A 14,416-nucleotide genomic window follows, 5' to 3' on the forward strand; every position below is an offset into this window, starting at 1 on the left:
TTCACCATCGCCGTCTGTCAGGGGTGCACTCCGCAACTCACGGACATGGTCATGCCGAAACTGCGTGCGGTGGTTCGCAGCTGTCCGCACGGCGTACTCGTCGTGACCCGCTGCCTCATGGGCAGATTCGGTTGCGCCACCCGGGGATCCGATCGTGGAGTAGTGCTACTACTGCAGCCGTGCACCACTGATCGGGTGCCCGTATCCGCCCTACAGTGGGCTGGACCGATTCACACCGAGGCCGAGGCCGACACCGTGTGCCGCTGGATCAGCGCAGGCCGATGGGACAGCGGCGAACTGCCTTTGAGCTTGCAAGCCGACTACAACCTTGCGAAGACCAGCCGCCTGAACTGAGCGATCGACCGGCACGGCCGGTGAGCGGAGACCGCCCACCGGCCGTGGCGAACTGTTGCTGTCAGTGATCGTGGCCGACGGCCCCGCTGAGCTCGTTGGGCGTCTGCTCCACCGTCGCTGAGGTGGTCACCTGACCGGCCTGCAGGTCGACCAGGTGGATCTGCTTGGCCGCCGGGTCGCTGATGTAGACGGCGTCCTCGCGGGTGAAGACCGCCGGTCCGGGTTGCTGCCAGTCGTCGGGTTCCGACCACGGCTGGGTCACCTGGATGGACCGCACCATGTCGCCGGTCACCGGGTCGAACACGTAGAGCTTGCCGTCGGTGCCGAGGATCAGCGCCTCTGCCTGCGGCCCTCGGCCGAGCGACCGGAACCAGTAGCTCACCCCTTCGGGCAGCCGCACCAGTTGGAGCTGGTCGGTGGTGGTGTCGATCAACGAGAACTGCTGCGGCCGCTCGAGTTCGGCGTCTGGATCCACCTTCATGTCACCGAGCACCACCGGCGAGTCCTCATGACCACGGGTGTTTCCGATCCGCCCGTAGGGCGTTGGGCTGGCGATCTTGGTGAACTCGCCGTTTGCGTACTCCAGGACCCCGTTCTCACACCCCAGGATGACGACTTCGTCGGCGGCCACCGATTCACCGTGGATGCCGGGACAGTCCTCGCTGCGGGCGATCTCCCGGTCACCCTGCATCGCCACCGCACCGGTGCGGTTCTCCGAGTCACCGATGCTGTGCACCAGCGTCCCGTCACTCAAGATCACCGCCACACCATGATGCGCGTCGGGCGTCACGAAGTTCTGGGTTTCCGGCATGCCGTCCGCCAGAGCGTGCGGATCGAACGCAGTGATCTCACCCGAACCGTCGGCGAACAGCACCGTGCGCTCCCCGTGGGCGACCACATGCCCGGCGTCGGCAGCCGGGAAGGTGTTATCGGTCAACGTCCCAGCCGTCGCGTCGAGTACCCGGAAGCCCTCCGCTGTCGTGACCAGGACATGGTCTGCGTCTCCGGCCGGATTCACACGCAAGAAGCCGTCCAACGGGATGTCCTGTGCCACCTCGAGCGTCTCACCGTCGATCACGTAGAGGCCACCGTCGTAGGTGGCGACCAACGGCTCGGTGATGGGAGCGTTCGGCGCTTGGCGTTCCGCCGTCGGCTCCGCGCTCTCGGGACCCTCAGAGGTGTTGCCCGAACACGCCGCCAGCGCGGCCACCGTGAACGACACTGCTCCGACGCGGTAAAGCCACCGCGATGTGGACATGATTGCTCCTTCCGAGCTTGATTTCAGATGCCTGCGGCTATCGCAGGCCGGTAACGATGGAGTCGGCGTTGGCTCGCATCATGTCGAGGTAGGTGCCGCCGGGTGTGCCTGGTGGACTGAGGGATTCGCTGTAGAGGGGCACTATTCGGATGTGCACGCCAGCCTGTTGGGCCAAGACATTCGCCAGCTTCTCCGGTTGGGAAGAGTCGACGAAGATGGCCGGCACCCCGGCGGCGTCTATCGCGCCGACCAGCGACTGCAGATCCGAGGGACTGGGTGCGGCCAGCGTGGTGCCGCTGGGAACGATCGCGCCGATCACGGTGAAGTCGAACCGTTGGGCGAGGTAGCCGAGAACGTGGTGGTTGGTCACCAACTTGCGGCGCTGCGGCGGAATGGCCGCGAAATCGCGGGCCATCGAGGTGTCGAGTTCACGAAGTTGTTGTCGATACTGCTCGGCGTTTCGTGAAACGGCCGCCGTGTCGATTCCCTCGACTTCACGGATCATCGTGCGTTCGATGACGTCGACAGCGGTGATCATCCGTTGCGGGTCGGTCCAGAAGTGCGGGTCCGGTGTGCCGGCGCTTTCGCCCTCCGGGTAGTCGATCGGGTTGATCCGCTCGCCGACCGCGAGCGTCGAAATCCCGTTCTCCTCGGCGCTTTCGACATTGCGGGTGATGTTCTCCTCCAACCCGAGACCGTTGTACACGATCAGGCCGGCGCTGTTCATGGCCGCGGCATCCTGTGCGGAGACCCCGAACGAGTGCGGGTCCGCGTTGGGTTTCATCAGCACTCGGACGTCGGCTGTGTCGCCGACGATGTTGCGGACGACATCTCCGAGGATGTTCGTGGTGACGACGATCTCACCGGTGGAGGTCGAACCGCCGCATGCCGTCAGCGCTGCGCCCAGCAGCGCGATCAACCAGACAACCGACGCGCGGATCATCGGCCGGACTCCACCATCAAACCGGGCGGGACCCCGGTGCGCAGGGTCCGGGCGATGCGCAGGCCGTCGGCGTAGTCGATCTCGTAGACCTCCCGAGCGGACGCATTGTTCACATACGCACGGTCGGAGTCGATCTCGATCACCGGCTGTGGTTTGTCCACGGGCACCGCGGCGTCGAACAATGGGACCCGGGAAGTCTCTACGGCTGTGTTGACGTCGAATGCTCCCAGGGACCCGTCACGGTGCAGGACCAGGACGGTGCCATCACCGGCGGTGTTGGCTGCCAGGGCATCTGGCACCGGAATCAGGGTCCACCGCCGCTGGCGGCTGTCGAGCACCCACACCGTTGCGGCGGACACACCTGCGAACACATCGGAGCGGTCACGGTGATCCATCCGATTCGGGCCCTGGGCGGGAGCCCCGGCCGGGAACGGTATCGGGGTGACCGTCAGGTCGCCGTCACCTCCGGTCACCCGCACCGCGCCGGTACCGCACCCGACTACCACCGCGCGCCGAGTGGGCGACGACCACCCAGGCTGCGGGCACTCGCCGATCAGATCCGTAGTGCCGTCAGCATCGACCACCCGGAGCTGACCGGTACCGCTCACGGTGACCACCCGGTTGCCGTAGGGCACCGCAACGGCGACATCGTCATCCACCGAGAGATCGGCGGGCTTGGCCACCGACTTCTCGCCGAGCTTCTCCCGGTCGACGAAATCAATCGTGCCGCTGGAGGTTTTGATGGCAACCAGCGTGTTGCTGGCGCTCGCATCAACCACCGGCAAGTCGATCGTGTCGACCATCGCGGGCTCGGTGGCGAAATAGTGGTAGTGATCGCCGTGGTCGAAAGTCCACGCGCCGGCATCCACCACGGTGGTGGTCTGGCCGGTCTGCAGGTAGGCGAAGCGACCGTCCCCGCTGATCGCGGTCACCGGCCCGTAGGAGCCGATGCGGGTTCCGATCTCGTCGACCGCGTCATAGACCTCCGTCTCCCCGGTGGCGGGGTCGACGAGCACCAGCTTGGTGAGCGGCCCGTCGAGTTCCCGGGCGCCCTCGACGGTTACATCGCCGTTCCCGTTCCCGTTCCCGTTCCCGTTCCCGTTGTCGACGTTCGTCTGAGGTGCCGATGGCGGGCCGCCGCCGGCGCACCCGGCGACCACACCGGCCGAGGCAGCGACGATCAAGACCCGCCTCCACTTGGTGCGCATCAGCGACAACAACGTGGACAGGAAGAAGATCAGCACGGCGACGACCGCGATGGTGGCCCCGCCGGCGGTGCCTGCGTGCCAGGAGATGACCAGACCCAGGTACACCGCGGCAGAACCGATGACCGCGGACAGCGCCATGACACGCGGGATGGAACGGGCCCACGTGAGCGCCGTGGCCGGCGGCGCGATCAGCAACCCGAGCACCAGCAGCGTCCCCACCACGTGGAACGACGCGACCATCGCAACCGCTATCAGCGCCGTCAGCGCCGGGATCGCCAATTGCGGGCGCAAACCCAGTGTGCTGGCCTTGCGCGGATCGAACGTCACGGCCACGAAGGCCCGATGGCCGACCATCACCGCGCCGATCGCCAGGATCAAGGCCAGGGCGAGCACGACCAGATCGTGGGTTCGTACCGCGAACACGTCACCGAACAGGAAGCCGGTGAGGTCGACGGCGAAGCTCTGCGACCGGGAGACGATGATCACCCCCAGCGCGAGCATGCCGACCAGTAGCAGCCCGGTGCTGGTGTCCGAGGAGAGCTTCGAGGAGCGGCCGACGAGGGCTACGCCCACGGCCATGACCAGAGCAGCGGTCAGTCCGCCTGCCATCAGGCTGAACCCGGCCAATGCTGCCAGTGCCACCCCGGGCAGCATGCCGTGCGTCATCGCCTCACTGAGGAACACGCTGCGACGCAACAGCACCCAGCATCCGACCAGTGCACACAAGCAGGAGGCGATCACGCCGGCCACCAGTGCTCGCAGCACGACGTCCGCTTCGAACGGTTCGGTGAGCCAGGGCGTCATGCCGTACAGTGGTAGCAGTAATGACAATCATTATCAACAAGAGCAGCTCCGAGGCCGCGGTCGACTCAGCTCGCATCGAGCTGAGCAACGTCGACTTCAGCTATGCGCAAGCCCCGGTTTTCCGTGGGTTGTCGCTGTCGGTGACTCCTGGCGCCATCACGGCGGTCGTCGGCTCCAATGGAGCGGGCAAGTCGACGCTGCTCGCGTTGCTCGCCGGGGTTTCGGTGCCGGACAGCGGGACGGTGCACGTCAGTGTCGGTGAGGTCGCGTTTGCCGTGCAGAGAAGCCAAGTGACCGATACGTTCCCGATCACAACCGCAGAGGCGGTGATGATGGGTCGCTGGCGCCGACTCGGACTCGTGCGCCGCCCGACAGCCGCGGACCGCGCGGTCGTCGAACACTGGCTCACGGCCCTCGGCCTCACCGGCTTACGGCGCCGCACACTCGGAGAACTGTCGGGTGGTCAACGCCAGCGGGTGCTGCTCGCGCAAGCGTTCGCCCAGGAGGCGCCGCTTCTCCTGCTCGACGAGCCGACCACCGGCCTCGATTCTTCGTCGAGGTCGCAGGTGATCGCTCACCTGCGCAGCCTCGCGGACGCAGGGACGACGGTCGTCGCCGCGACCCATGACGCCGACGTAGCGGGTGCGGCAGACCACCGAATCGACCTCGACAAAGACATCGACGGGGCCGGAACGCACTAGTCTTGGCACCATGACCGGCGCATCCGTCGACCTCAACGCCGACCTCGGCGAGAGCTTCGGGGTGTGGACCCTCGGCGACGACGACGCCATGCTCGACCTGGTCACCAGCGCCAACATCGCGTGCGGCTTCCACGCCGGCGACGCTGCCACGTTGGCACGCACCTGCAGGTCCGCTGCGGAGCGGGGCGTGCGCATCGGTGCACAGGTCAGCTACCGCGACCTCGAGGGCTTCGGACGGCGATTCATCGATGTGCCGCCGGAGGAACTGACCGCCGACGTCATCTACCAGATCGGTGCCCTGCAGGCTCTCGCTCGGGTGGCGGGGACCTCGCTGAGCTACGTCAAACCCCATGGTGCACTGTACAACTCGATCGTCGAACATCAAGATCAAGCGCGCGCTGTAGTCGAAGCGGTGCACGCGGTGGACCCGGGGCTCGCGGTGCTGGGATTGACCGGGTCAGCCCTGTTCGCCGAGGCCGAGCGGCTGGGTTTGCGCACCGTAGCCGAGGCGTTCGCCGACCGCGCCTACCGCCCGGACGGCCGGCTGGTCTCGCGGCGGGAGCGCGACGCGGTGCTCAGCGATCCCGCTGAGATCGCTGCCCGGGTGGTTGGGATGGTGACCGACCGACGGGTGGTGGCTGTGGACGGTTCGACGATTCCCATTGTGATGGAATCGGTTTGTGTGCACGGCGATTCGCCGGGCGCAGTTCAGATCGCAACGGCGGTGCGGGAACAGTTGATCGCTGAGGGTGTGACGCTGTCGCCGTTCAGCTAGCGGGGCGCATCGATGGGATGCCAAGCGCTTTGTTTGAGACTTCCCCGGCGGCATGATCGACACATGAGGACGGTGTCCCTTTCTGCAGAACTCCCGATCTCCGCTGAAACAGCAGCGCTGGCGGACACTCGCCGAGATCGTGAAATAGCCACCCACGGTTACCGAGAACTGCGCGAACCGCGTGTCACCGTGCCGCCGACCCATGGAAGGTGATGCGCACGCACCCGGTGACAGGCTCTCGGTCGAGTCCGGCTTCGACCCCGTACACCCTGCTGATGAGCTCCGGGGTGAGGATCTGCTCGGGAGCTCCCGCCGCAGCCACGCTCCCCCTGTCGAGGACGACGAGTTGATCGCAGTACCGGGCGGCGAGATTGAGATCGTGCAACGCGATCACGCAAGTGGCGTCGATGGAGCGCAACAGCTCGAGCAACTCCAGTTGGTGCCGGATGTCGAGGTGGTTGGTCGGTTCGTCGAGCAGGATCTCGCGAGGTTCTTGTGCGAGCGCACGGGCGAGTTGGGCACGTTGCTGTTCGCCTCCGGACAAGCTGTGCCAGTGCCGGTGCTGCAGGTCGAGAAGGTCTACCTTCCTCAGCGCCCCGTCGATGATCTCCTGGTCCCGGGGAGTCAGTGCGTCGAAGCGGCCGCGAAACGGTGTGCGGCCGATCTCGACGACTTGGCGCACCGTGAGATCCGTGTGCGCCGACAGATCCTGCTCGACAACTGCCAGACGCCGCGCGACGGCGCGCCGGGGCATGCTATGCACATCCACGCCGTCGAAACTGACCGATCCGGTTTCGGGCTTGCGGAGGCCGGCCAGCAGGCGCAGGCACGTCGTCTTACCTGACCCGTTGGGTCCGAGTAATCCGACCAGTCGACCGGGCACGGCTTCGAGGCAGACACTGGAGAGAAGGCGTTGCTTTCTGACCGACCACGAAACATCCTTTGCGGCAATGCCACTTGTCATGAGTTCACCCGGCGCAGGACCAAGGCGAAAGCCGGGGCACCGAGCAGCGCGGTGATGACTCCGACCGGGAGTTCGTTGGGCGAGAACGCAGTTCGGGCAAAGGTATCGACCCAGATCAGGAATACCGCCCCCACCAGGGCCGCCATCGGCAACAAGGTGCGGTGCATCGGCCCGATCAGGATGCGGACGACATGAGGGACCAGCAACCCGATGAAGCCGATGGCACCAGAAGCGGCCACCGCCGCCGCGGTGACGACCGCACTGAGAGCCATCAGCCAGAAGCGGGCCGCAAAGACGTTGATGCCCAGAGCCTCAGCGGCGTCCCAGCCAAACGTGAAGGCGTCGAGCGCCGGGGTGAAGAAGTAGATCATCACCACTCCGACGAAAACGATGATGCTGGCCAGCGCAACCGGCTCCCACCGGGCACCGGCTAGGGATCCGAGCAACCAGTACATGAAGCCGCGGGTCGAGTTGGCATCACCGCTGACCATGAGGATCACCGATGTCACGGCGGCAAAAAATTGGGAGACGAGCACACCGGTGAGGACGACGCGTGCCGGGTTGGCCACCCGTCCGCCTCCGATCAGCATCAGCAGCACCCCGAAAGAAGCGAGTGCTCCGACGAACGCACCGGCCGACAGCGACAGTCCGCCGCCGACGCCGAGCAGCAGCACCGCGACCGCCCCGGTCGACGCCCCGCTCGACACACCGAGCAGATACGGATCGGCAAGCGGATTGCGCGTCACCGACTGCAGGACCGCACCCGAGATGGTCAAGGCGATACCGACCACCCCGGCGAGCAGCACCCTGGGCACCCGGGACTGCCACACCAGCGCATCGAGCAGCGGAGGTAGCGGTTCCGTCGGCGCTATCGCACTCAGGCCGGTGTGCCGCAGGATGGTCGACACCACCTCGAGGGGACTGATATCGGCCGTCCCGACCATGGATGCCGTGACAACCGACACCAGCAACGAGACGACGGCGACGGCAAAACCGGCACCCAGTCCGATCGACCGCCGGAGGCTCCGTTTTCCGCCTCCCGAGGCCGGCCCTGTGGTTGCTTGCGGTTCCAGCGCGATGCCGGTCATTGGAGTCCGACGATGCCCTCAGCTAGCGCGGGAACCGCGTAGGCACTGCTGTAACCCGGGTCCATATAGCTGCCCGGTATGACCACGAAACGGTTGTTCTTGACAGCAGGCAACTGGCTGGTCAGTGCATCGGATCTGAGCAGTTCGACTTTCTCTTGCGCAGTGTCGCCGGGTTCGCCGCGGGTCAGGTCGGCGAGGACGATGATGTCCGGATTGCGGGCCGCCACCTCGTCCCAACTCACTTCCGGCCATTTCGTGGACGCATCGTCGAAGATGTTCGCCACGCCGATGAGTTCGGACACGTGTTGGGGCAATCCGCCAGGCCCCGCCGCGTACGGAGTTCCCCCGTAGGTGGAGTAGAACCACATCACCGTCGGCGTGCCGTCGATCTGCTGTGCGGCGTCGAGCCCGCTGTCGATCACCGCCTGCTGTTCGGTGACCATCTGCTCGCCGCGTCCGGCGACGTCGAAAATGCTTGCCAGCTGCCGGTACTCGTCGAACAGTAGATCGAAACCGGCGCCGGCCACGGCCTGATGGAAGGTGCAGTCGAACTCGGTCAGGTAGGTCGAAACGCCCAGACGGTGGAGCTCCTCGCGGGTGCCCGACTGCTCAGCGGTCAAGAAGCTCGCGAACGACGAGTAGACGAAGTCGGGTTGCGCGGATAGCAGCGCTTCGTGCTTGATTTCCTGGCCATGTGCAGACAGCTGCGGAATGGCGTCGTACTGAGGCGCGATATCGTCGTTGATCTTCTCGATCTCGTATCCGGTACCGACGATACGGTCCTCGACTCCGAGCCGGATGAGGATCTCCGCAGCTGTCTGGTTCAACGTGACAGCGCGCTGCGGCGGTGCCGGATACGTCACCGGGACCCCGCAGTTCTCGATCACAAGTGGATAGGCGGTTGCGCCCTCGCCCTGGGAACGCGGTGAATCGATGGCCGCGGCATGATCGCCGCTGGACGCGCACGCACCGACAACCAGCGCCATCAGCCCCACCGCACTAACGGTAATGGTTTTCATTACGATGGACACGGCATGGAGCGTAGCCGATGACGACTCCGTACGTGATGCGGAGCGCGACCGAAAGGCAGTCTGTGAGCACCGTAGATTCCTCCCTCCGACTCGACGACCTGATCGACTCGTGGGAGCACCAGCAGGACGCCTATGTGCGGCACCGGGCGGGCAGGTTCTCGGTAATCCTCGATGCGATCGCCTACGCGCTTCCCGAGGTGCGATCCGTCCTCGACATCGGGGCAGGATTGGGTTCCTTCTCGAAGCTCATCCTGCAGCGCTTCCCGGAGGTGACTGTTACCGCACTGGACTACGACCCCGCTCTGCAGCAGTTGGCGCGACACAATCTCCGTGACTATGCCGATCGAGTGTCGATCGTCGAAGCCGACCTGCGCGACCCGGCATGGCCGGCGGCCTTGTCCGGCAGCCGGCCGGACGCGGTCGTGTCGAGCACCGCGCTGCATTGGCTTCCCACCCCTGACCTGGTACGTCTGTACTACCTCCTCGGGGACGTGTTGGACCGCGGCGGCATGTTCTTCAACGCCGATCATCTGTCCCATGCAGCCGGTTCGTTCCTCCGCGAGGTCGGCGAAGCCGACGACCGCGAGCACCAGCGGTTGTCCTTCACTCGCGGCGTGGCGGACTGGGACAGCTGGTGGGCCACGCTGCGGGAATCCGATGGATTTGCAGAGTTGATTGCCGAACGCGACCGCAGGTTCGCCCATTCACCCGAGAACAGGAAGCCCACGGCAGGCCTGCACACCGAGGCCTTACGGTGCGCGGAATTCTCGGAGGTGGGCACCCTGTGGCAGTACCTCGACGACTACGTCGTCTACGGGGTCAGGTGACGTCGTCGGTAGCGCCAACCCGGGCGGCCGATTCGGCGCCGTGATCAGCTGGCATTGAACCGCCGCAAGTGATGCCGGACGCCGGTTTCCTCGAATCCTCAGTTCTACGTTGATAGCGGTGCTGCCGCACCAGATGTCCCCGCACCGACGCTTGCTGTCGACGCCCTGGTGAGTTCATAGCGGATCAGCCGGGAACTGTTGGCCACCACCGCAACCGAGGATGCGTTGTGCAACACGGCGGCCAATACCGGAGACAGCGCGCCGCCGGCTCCGATCGCCAGGCCGATCGCGTTGACGGCGATCGACATCGCGTAGTTCTGCCGGATCACGTCAACCGCTCGAGCGCCGAGGTCCCGCACGTCGAGCAGTCGCGTCAAATCATCGCTGGCCAGCGCGACATCGGCGGTCTCCACGGCGACATCGGTTCCGCCCAGGCCCATCGCGATCCCGATGTCGGCCTCTGCCAGTGCGGGCGCGTCATTGACACCGTCACCCACCATCGCCACCGTATGGCCCTGCTCGCGCAGATCACGGACAACCTCAAGCTTGTCTTCAGGCAGCACCTCGGCCCGCCACTCGGTGATACCGAGTTGTTCAGCGACCACCGCAGCGGTGTCGGGATGGTCGCCGGTGAGCATGACAACCCGACGTACGCCGTTGGCCCGCAGTTGATCCAGCACGGCAGCCGCCTCCGGACGGATCTCGTCTCGCAGACTGATCAATCCGACCAGCTTTCCGTCGACCGCGAGCAGCAGCGGTGTCTCGGACTGCCGACGCAGGGTGTCCACCCACTCGGTCGCCTTCTTGGTCACCCGGACCTTCTCCTGGCGCAACAGTGAGGGGCTTCCCAGCAGCAGGGTTCGGCCGTCGGCCCACGTTCGCATCCCCAGGCCCACGAGTACTTCACATTCCTCGTGGGGAGGGATCTCGATGTGTCGCTCTTTGGTGGACCGGATCACCGCCTCGGCCAACGGGTGGCGGGAATGGATCTCCGAGCTCGCGGCGTAGGCGAGCACCTGTTCGGGTTGCCAATCCTTATGGAAAGCAACAAGGTTCGTGACGACAGGCCGGCCGACTGTGAGGGTGCCGGTCTTGTCGAACACGACGGCGTCCACTCGGCCCGCCTCCTCGAGATGGGAGCCGCCCTTGATCAGGATGCCGCGGCGCGCACCGTTGCCGATCGCCGCGCTGATCGCGGTCGGAGTCGACAGACCGACTGCGCACGGACACGCCACCAGCAACATCGTCATCGCACGGCGCACGTCGCGGGTGACGATCAACGTCGCGGCCGAAAGCAGGAACGACGCGGGCACAAACCGGCGCGAGAAGCTCTCCCCCACCGTCTGGATGGGCGCACGGTGCTGCTGCGCCTCCTCCACCCGCGCGATGATCCGGCCGATCGTCGTCTCGCTACCGACCGCCTCGGCTCGGACCACCAGGCGACCGCGAACGACCACCGAACCGGCGAAGACGCGCGCACCCGATGTGACGGCGACGGGCAGATTCTCGCCGGTGATCGCCGACTGATCGAGGATGGCCTCACCGTCGACGACGGTGCCGTCGACCGGCAGCGCGACCTGATCGTGGGTGATCACCTCGTCACCTACCCGCAGTTCGGCGGTCGCCACCTCGACCTCAGTGCCGTCAGGCAGTCGCACCCATGCGGTGTCCTGATTGCCCTGCAGCAGGTTGGCGATCGCCCGACGGGTGCGCCGCAGAGTCAGATCCTGCAGGTACTCACCGATGTTGAGCAGCCACAGCACCGTCAGCGCGACCACGTTCTCACGCAGCACCAGGCTGGCGATCGTCGCAGCGCTGACAAGGACATCGGTGCCTGCAGAACGGTTCCCGCGCAACGTGCGCAATGCGCCACGCAGGAACGGATATCCGGTGAAGATCGTTGCGCCGGTGACCACGAGCCGACTTGTCGGCCCGAGCAGCGGCGGACGCGCAAACACATATCTGCGGGTGCCGAGCAGGACCAGCGCCAGCCCTCCGACCGCCATCCGCAGTACGTCGCTGTTCGCGATGTCCGCAGAGCGAGGCGACCGCGCGGGAATCAATTCTCTGGCGACGCCGGCCGCCGACTCGATCGCCGCGAGGACCGCGGTTCGATCACAACGCTTCGGCGAATACCACACCACCACCGACGCGGTGCGGGGATAGGCATGCACAGCACGTACACCTGGAACCTGCTCGACCGCATCCTCGATCGCGACGGCGCGTGCAGAATCCTGGCGAAACCATGGCGCCTGCAGCCGCATTCGTCCCGCCGCATCGGAAACGACCGACAGTGCCACCACGACGGTCAGTGGTCGTGACCGTGCGCACCGTCGGCCACAGCCGGCGGCGGTGCCTCTTCCCCGATTCGCTCACGGGCCTCGGCCACCACGTCGGCCACCTTCAGGCGCGCCGACTCGGCGCCCTCTTCTGCTTGCCGGACGCCGCGCAGCGCCCACGCGGTCGCAGTCACCGAAGCTTCTCGAACCGGGGCTTTCGCGACGACCTTTCGAACACCTTGGTAGGCCGCCACACCTACGGCACCCGTGACCACAGTCGACGCCGCCTTCGTTAAAAATGCACCCAGAACCATCCCCCCACCTTAGCGGGCGGGGAAGGTCGTCGGCGCGGTTCACCTTTGCCGGCCCACTCTCCGTCCAACTACACGAGCGACTGTGCCGTGGCTGGCACAATGGCCGCCGTGGCCGTAGGGACAGAGTCGACGACTCGGCGAATCGGCTCCATGCAGGTGTTCGTCGCCGTGATCATCGCTTTGGCGCTGGCGGGTGGAACGCTTCGCAGCCTGGTCAGGGGAACACCCGACATCGCCACTGCCGCGACCGTGTTCGCCGGGATCTTCGTGCAGGCGCTGCCATTCCTGGCGCTCGGTGTGATGGTCAGCGGTGCGGTGGCAGCCCTGGTGACGCCCGATCGGTTGGCTCGCTGGCTGCCCCGGCGGCCCGCAGCCGCGATCCTGGCCGCAGGGGTCAGTGGCGCAGCTCTGCCCGGCTGCGAATGCGGTTCGGTTCCGATAGCCCGACGGCTGTTCGGCGCCGGCACCGTCGGTGCGGCAGCGCTGACGTTCATGCTCGCCGCACCGGCCATCAACCCCATCGTGCTGGTCTCCACTGCGGTGGCGTTTCCCGGCGAACCGATGATGGTGCTGGCGCGGTGCGTGGCCTCGCTGATGACAGCCCTTGTGATGGGCGGTCTCTGGGCGCGCTTCGGCCGGGCCCGGTGGATCACCCGCCAAGTCCCGAAGGCTCACGAACACGACGGCTCCCGCTGGACCGTGTTCACCGAAGCCGCCCGGCACGACTTCTTGCAGGCCTCGTCGTATCTGGTGGTCGGCGCCGCAGCCGCGGCCGCGATGCACATCCTCGTGCCGTCGTGGGTGTTCGAGCACCTCGCCGGCCAGCTGATGCTCGGTATCGCGGTGATGGCGCTACTCGCGGTGATCTTGGCGCTGTGTTCGGAGGCCGACGCCTTCGTCGCGGCGAGTCTGTCGATGCTGCCCCTGGTACCGCGGCTGGTGTTCCTGGTGGTAGGCCCCGCCATCGACCTCAAGCTATTTGCCATGCAGGTCGGCATGTTCGGCCGCGCCTTCGCGGTGCGGTTCGCCCCGATCACCTTCCTGGTCGCCACGGTGGTGGCCACGGGTGTGGGACTACTGGTGGTGGGCAACCGGTGAGCCGCGAAACCGAGAACGCGGTGCTGCTGCTGGTCGGCGTCTGCACGATGATCATCACCGTCACCGGGGCCTACACGCGCTACGTCAGGCCGTCACTGCAGCCTTGGCTGTTGGCCTCCGCCGTCGTGCTGATCGCCCTGGCCGTGGTGTCGATTGCCCGAGACGTCCGACGGGGGCCGGAGCGACATGACCACGACGACCACGGACACAGCTCCAAGGTGGTCTGGCTGCTTGTGCTGCCGATCGGCCTACTGGGCTTCGTCGTTCCACCGGCGCTCGGTGCGCAGTCCCAGCTGCGCACCGTCAACGAGGTCTCCACCGACGTGCTGCGGCGGCCGTACCCGCCGCTGCCCGACGAACGGGCGCCTGAGATCTCGTTGCCGGAGTTGCTGGTTCGCAACGCCCGCGACTCGGCCGGATCGCTGAACGACCGGCTGGTCACCGTCACCGGATTCACCATGAAGGACGGTGACCGCACCGATCTGGGCCGGATCGTCATCTTGTGCTGCGCGGCGGACGGCCAGTTGGCCCGCATCACACTCGGCGGGCCAGCAGCTGGCAACGCCGCAGACCTACCGGACGGCACCTGGGTCAGAGTGGAGGGCAAAGTCGCCACCGGACAGCACGATTCATCTCTTCGGACCATTCCGACGATGGTCGTGTCCATGGTGCAGCAGATCGAGCCACCTGCGAACACGTACGTCTACTGAGTTTCGACAAGCGGGCCTCCGAGAGGTAGCGTCGATACCGCTAATGATAACGGTTTTCAATT

The 14,416-nt window shown here is 66.1% G+C and carries 13 protein-coding genes; 5 read left to right on the forward strand and 8 right to left on the reverse strand.

Annotated elements, in window-relative coordinates:
* Nucleotides 1-415: 415 nt before the first annotated feature.
* The 3 genes from aztD to aztB are packed head-to-tail and all read right to left on the reverse strand — an operon-like array spanning nt 416 to nt 4,567.
* Nucleotides 416-1,612, reverse strand: coding sequence for a zinc metallochaperone AztD (gene aztD / locus BEMPMBAN_RS01450; protein ID WP_159228640.1), 1,197 nt, complete (start codon nt 1,610-1,612; stop codon nt 416-418).
* 37 nt (nt 1,613-1,649) lie between these two features.
* Nucleotides 1,650-2,555, reverse strand: a complete 906-nt coding sequence (aztC, locus tag BEMPMBAN_RS01455; protein ID WP_159228641.1) for a zinc ABC transporter substrate-binding protein AztC — start codon at nt 2,553-2,555, stop codon at nt 1,650-1,652.
* A complete protein-coding gene (aztB, locus tag BEMPMBAN_RS01460) occupies nt 2,552-4,567 on the reverse strand; it encodes a zinc ABC transporter permease AztB (RefSeq protein ID WP_159228642.1) in 2,016 nt (671 codons plus the stop codon). The genes aztC and aztB overlap by 4 nt, the downstream gene beginning before the upstream one ends.
* 20 nt (nt 4,568-4,587) lie before the next feature.
* Here aztB and aztA point away from each other — a divergent pair, with 20 nt between their 5' ends.
* Together aztA and BEMPMBAN_RS01470 are read left to right on the forward strand one after the other, a co-directional pair.
* Entirely contained in the window at nt 4,588-5,268 is a 681-nt protein-coding gene (gene aztA / locus BEMPMBAN_RS01465) for a zinc ABC transporter ATP-binding protein AztA (RefSeq protein ID WP_159228643.1), read from the forward strand.
* 10 nt (nt 5,269-5,278) lie between these two features.
* Nucleotides 5,279-6,043, forward strand: a complete 765-nt coding sequence (locus tag BEMPMBAN_RS01470; RefSeq protein WP_159228644.1) for a LamB/YcsF family protein — start codon at nt 5,279-5,281, stop codon at nt 6,041-6,043.
* Between the two features lie 184 nt (nt 6,044-6,227).
* Here the strand turns inward: BEMPMBAN_RS01470 and BEMPMBAN_RS01475 are convergent, their stop codons facing one another.
* From BEMPMBAN_RS01475 to BEMPMBAN_RS01485, 3 genes are read right to left on the reverse strand one after another with little or no spacing between them, the layout of a single operon-like run.
* Nucleotides 6,228-7,007 (reverse strand): ABC transporter ATP-binding protein, encoded by a 780-nt coding sequence (locus tag BEMPMBAN_RS01475; protein ID WP_159228645.1) that lies wholly within the window; start codon nt 7,005-7,007, stop codon nt 6,228-6,230.
* Nucleotides 7,004-8,095 carry a FecCD family ABC transporter permease gene (locus BEMPMBAN_RS01480; RefSeq protein WP_159228646.1) on the reverse strand — a complete coding sequence of 364 codons (1,092 nt, stop codon included), beginning with the start codon at nt 8,093-8,095 and terminating at the stop codon, nt 7,004-7,006. Before BEMPMBAN_RS01480 ends, BEMPMBAN_RS01475 begins: the two co-directional genes overlap by 4 nt.
* Nucleotides 8,092-9,126: an ABC transporter substrate-binding protein gene (locus BEMPMBAN_RS01485; protein ID WP_234897249.1), complete on the reverse strand. Its 1,035-nt coding sequence runs from the start codon at nt 9,124-9,126 to the stop codon at nt 8,092-8,094. Before BEMPMBAN_RS01485 ends, BEMPMBAN_RS01480 begins: the two co-directional genes overlap by 4 nt.
* 62 nt (nt 9,127-9,188) lie before the next feature.
* Here BEMPMBAN_RS01485 and BEMPMBAN_RS01490 point away from each other — a divergent pair, with 62 nt between their 5' ends.
* Complete coding sequence (locus BEMPMBAN_RS01490; protein ID WP_159228647.1) at nt 9,189-9,953, forward strand: class I SAM-dependent methyltransferase; 765 nt, start codon at nt 9,189-9,191, stop codon at nt 9,951-9,953.
* A 104-nt stretch (nt 9,954-10,057) separates the two neighbouring features.
* Here BEMPMBAN_RS01490 and BEMPMBAN_RS01495 read toward each other — a convergent pair whose 3' ends face one another.
* Nucleotides 10,058-12,217, reverse strand: coding sequence for a heavy metal translocating P-type ATPase (locus BEMPMBAN_RS01495; protein ID WP_272952203.1), 2,160 nt, complete (start codon nt 12,215-12,217; stop codon nt 10,058-10,060).
* Between the two features lie 44 nt (nt 12,218-12,261).
* Nucleotides 12,262-12,546: a DUF1490 family protein gene (locus BEMPMBAN_RS01500; protein WP_159228649.1), complete on the reverse strand. Its 285-nt coding sequence runs from the start codon at nt 12,544-12,546 to the stop codon at nt 12,262-12,264.
* 99 nt (nt 12,547-12,645) lie between these two features.
* On the opposite strand from BEMPMBAN_RS01500, the gene BEMPMBAN_RS01505 reads away from it, so the two are divergent.
* Together BEMPMBAN_RS01505 and BEMPMBAN_RS01510 are read left to right on the forward strand one after the other, a co-directional pair.
* On the forward strand, nt 12,646-13,644 hold the full coding sequence (locus BEMPMBAN_RS01505) for a permease (RefSeq protein WP_159228811.1): 999 nt from the start codon (nt 12,646-12,648) through the stop codon (nt 13,642-13,644).
* Nucleotides 13,641-14,354, forward strand: coding sequence for a TIGR03943 family putative permease subunit (locus BEMPMBAN_RS01510; protein ID WP_159228650.1), 714 nt, complete (start codon nt 13,641-13,643; stop codon nt 14,352-14,354). Before BEMPMBAN_RS01505 ends, BEMPMBAN_RS01510 begins: the two co-directional genes overlap by 4 nt.
* The last annotated feature ends 62 nt before the right edge of the window (nt 14,355-14,416 follow it).

The organism is Mycolicibacterium austroafricanum (genome assembly GCF_902705885.1).
Taxonomy (GTDB): Bacteria; Actinomycetota; Actinomycetes; order Mycobacteriales; family Mycobacteriaceae; genus Mycobacterium; species Mycobacterium vanbaalenii_A.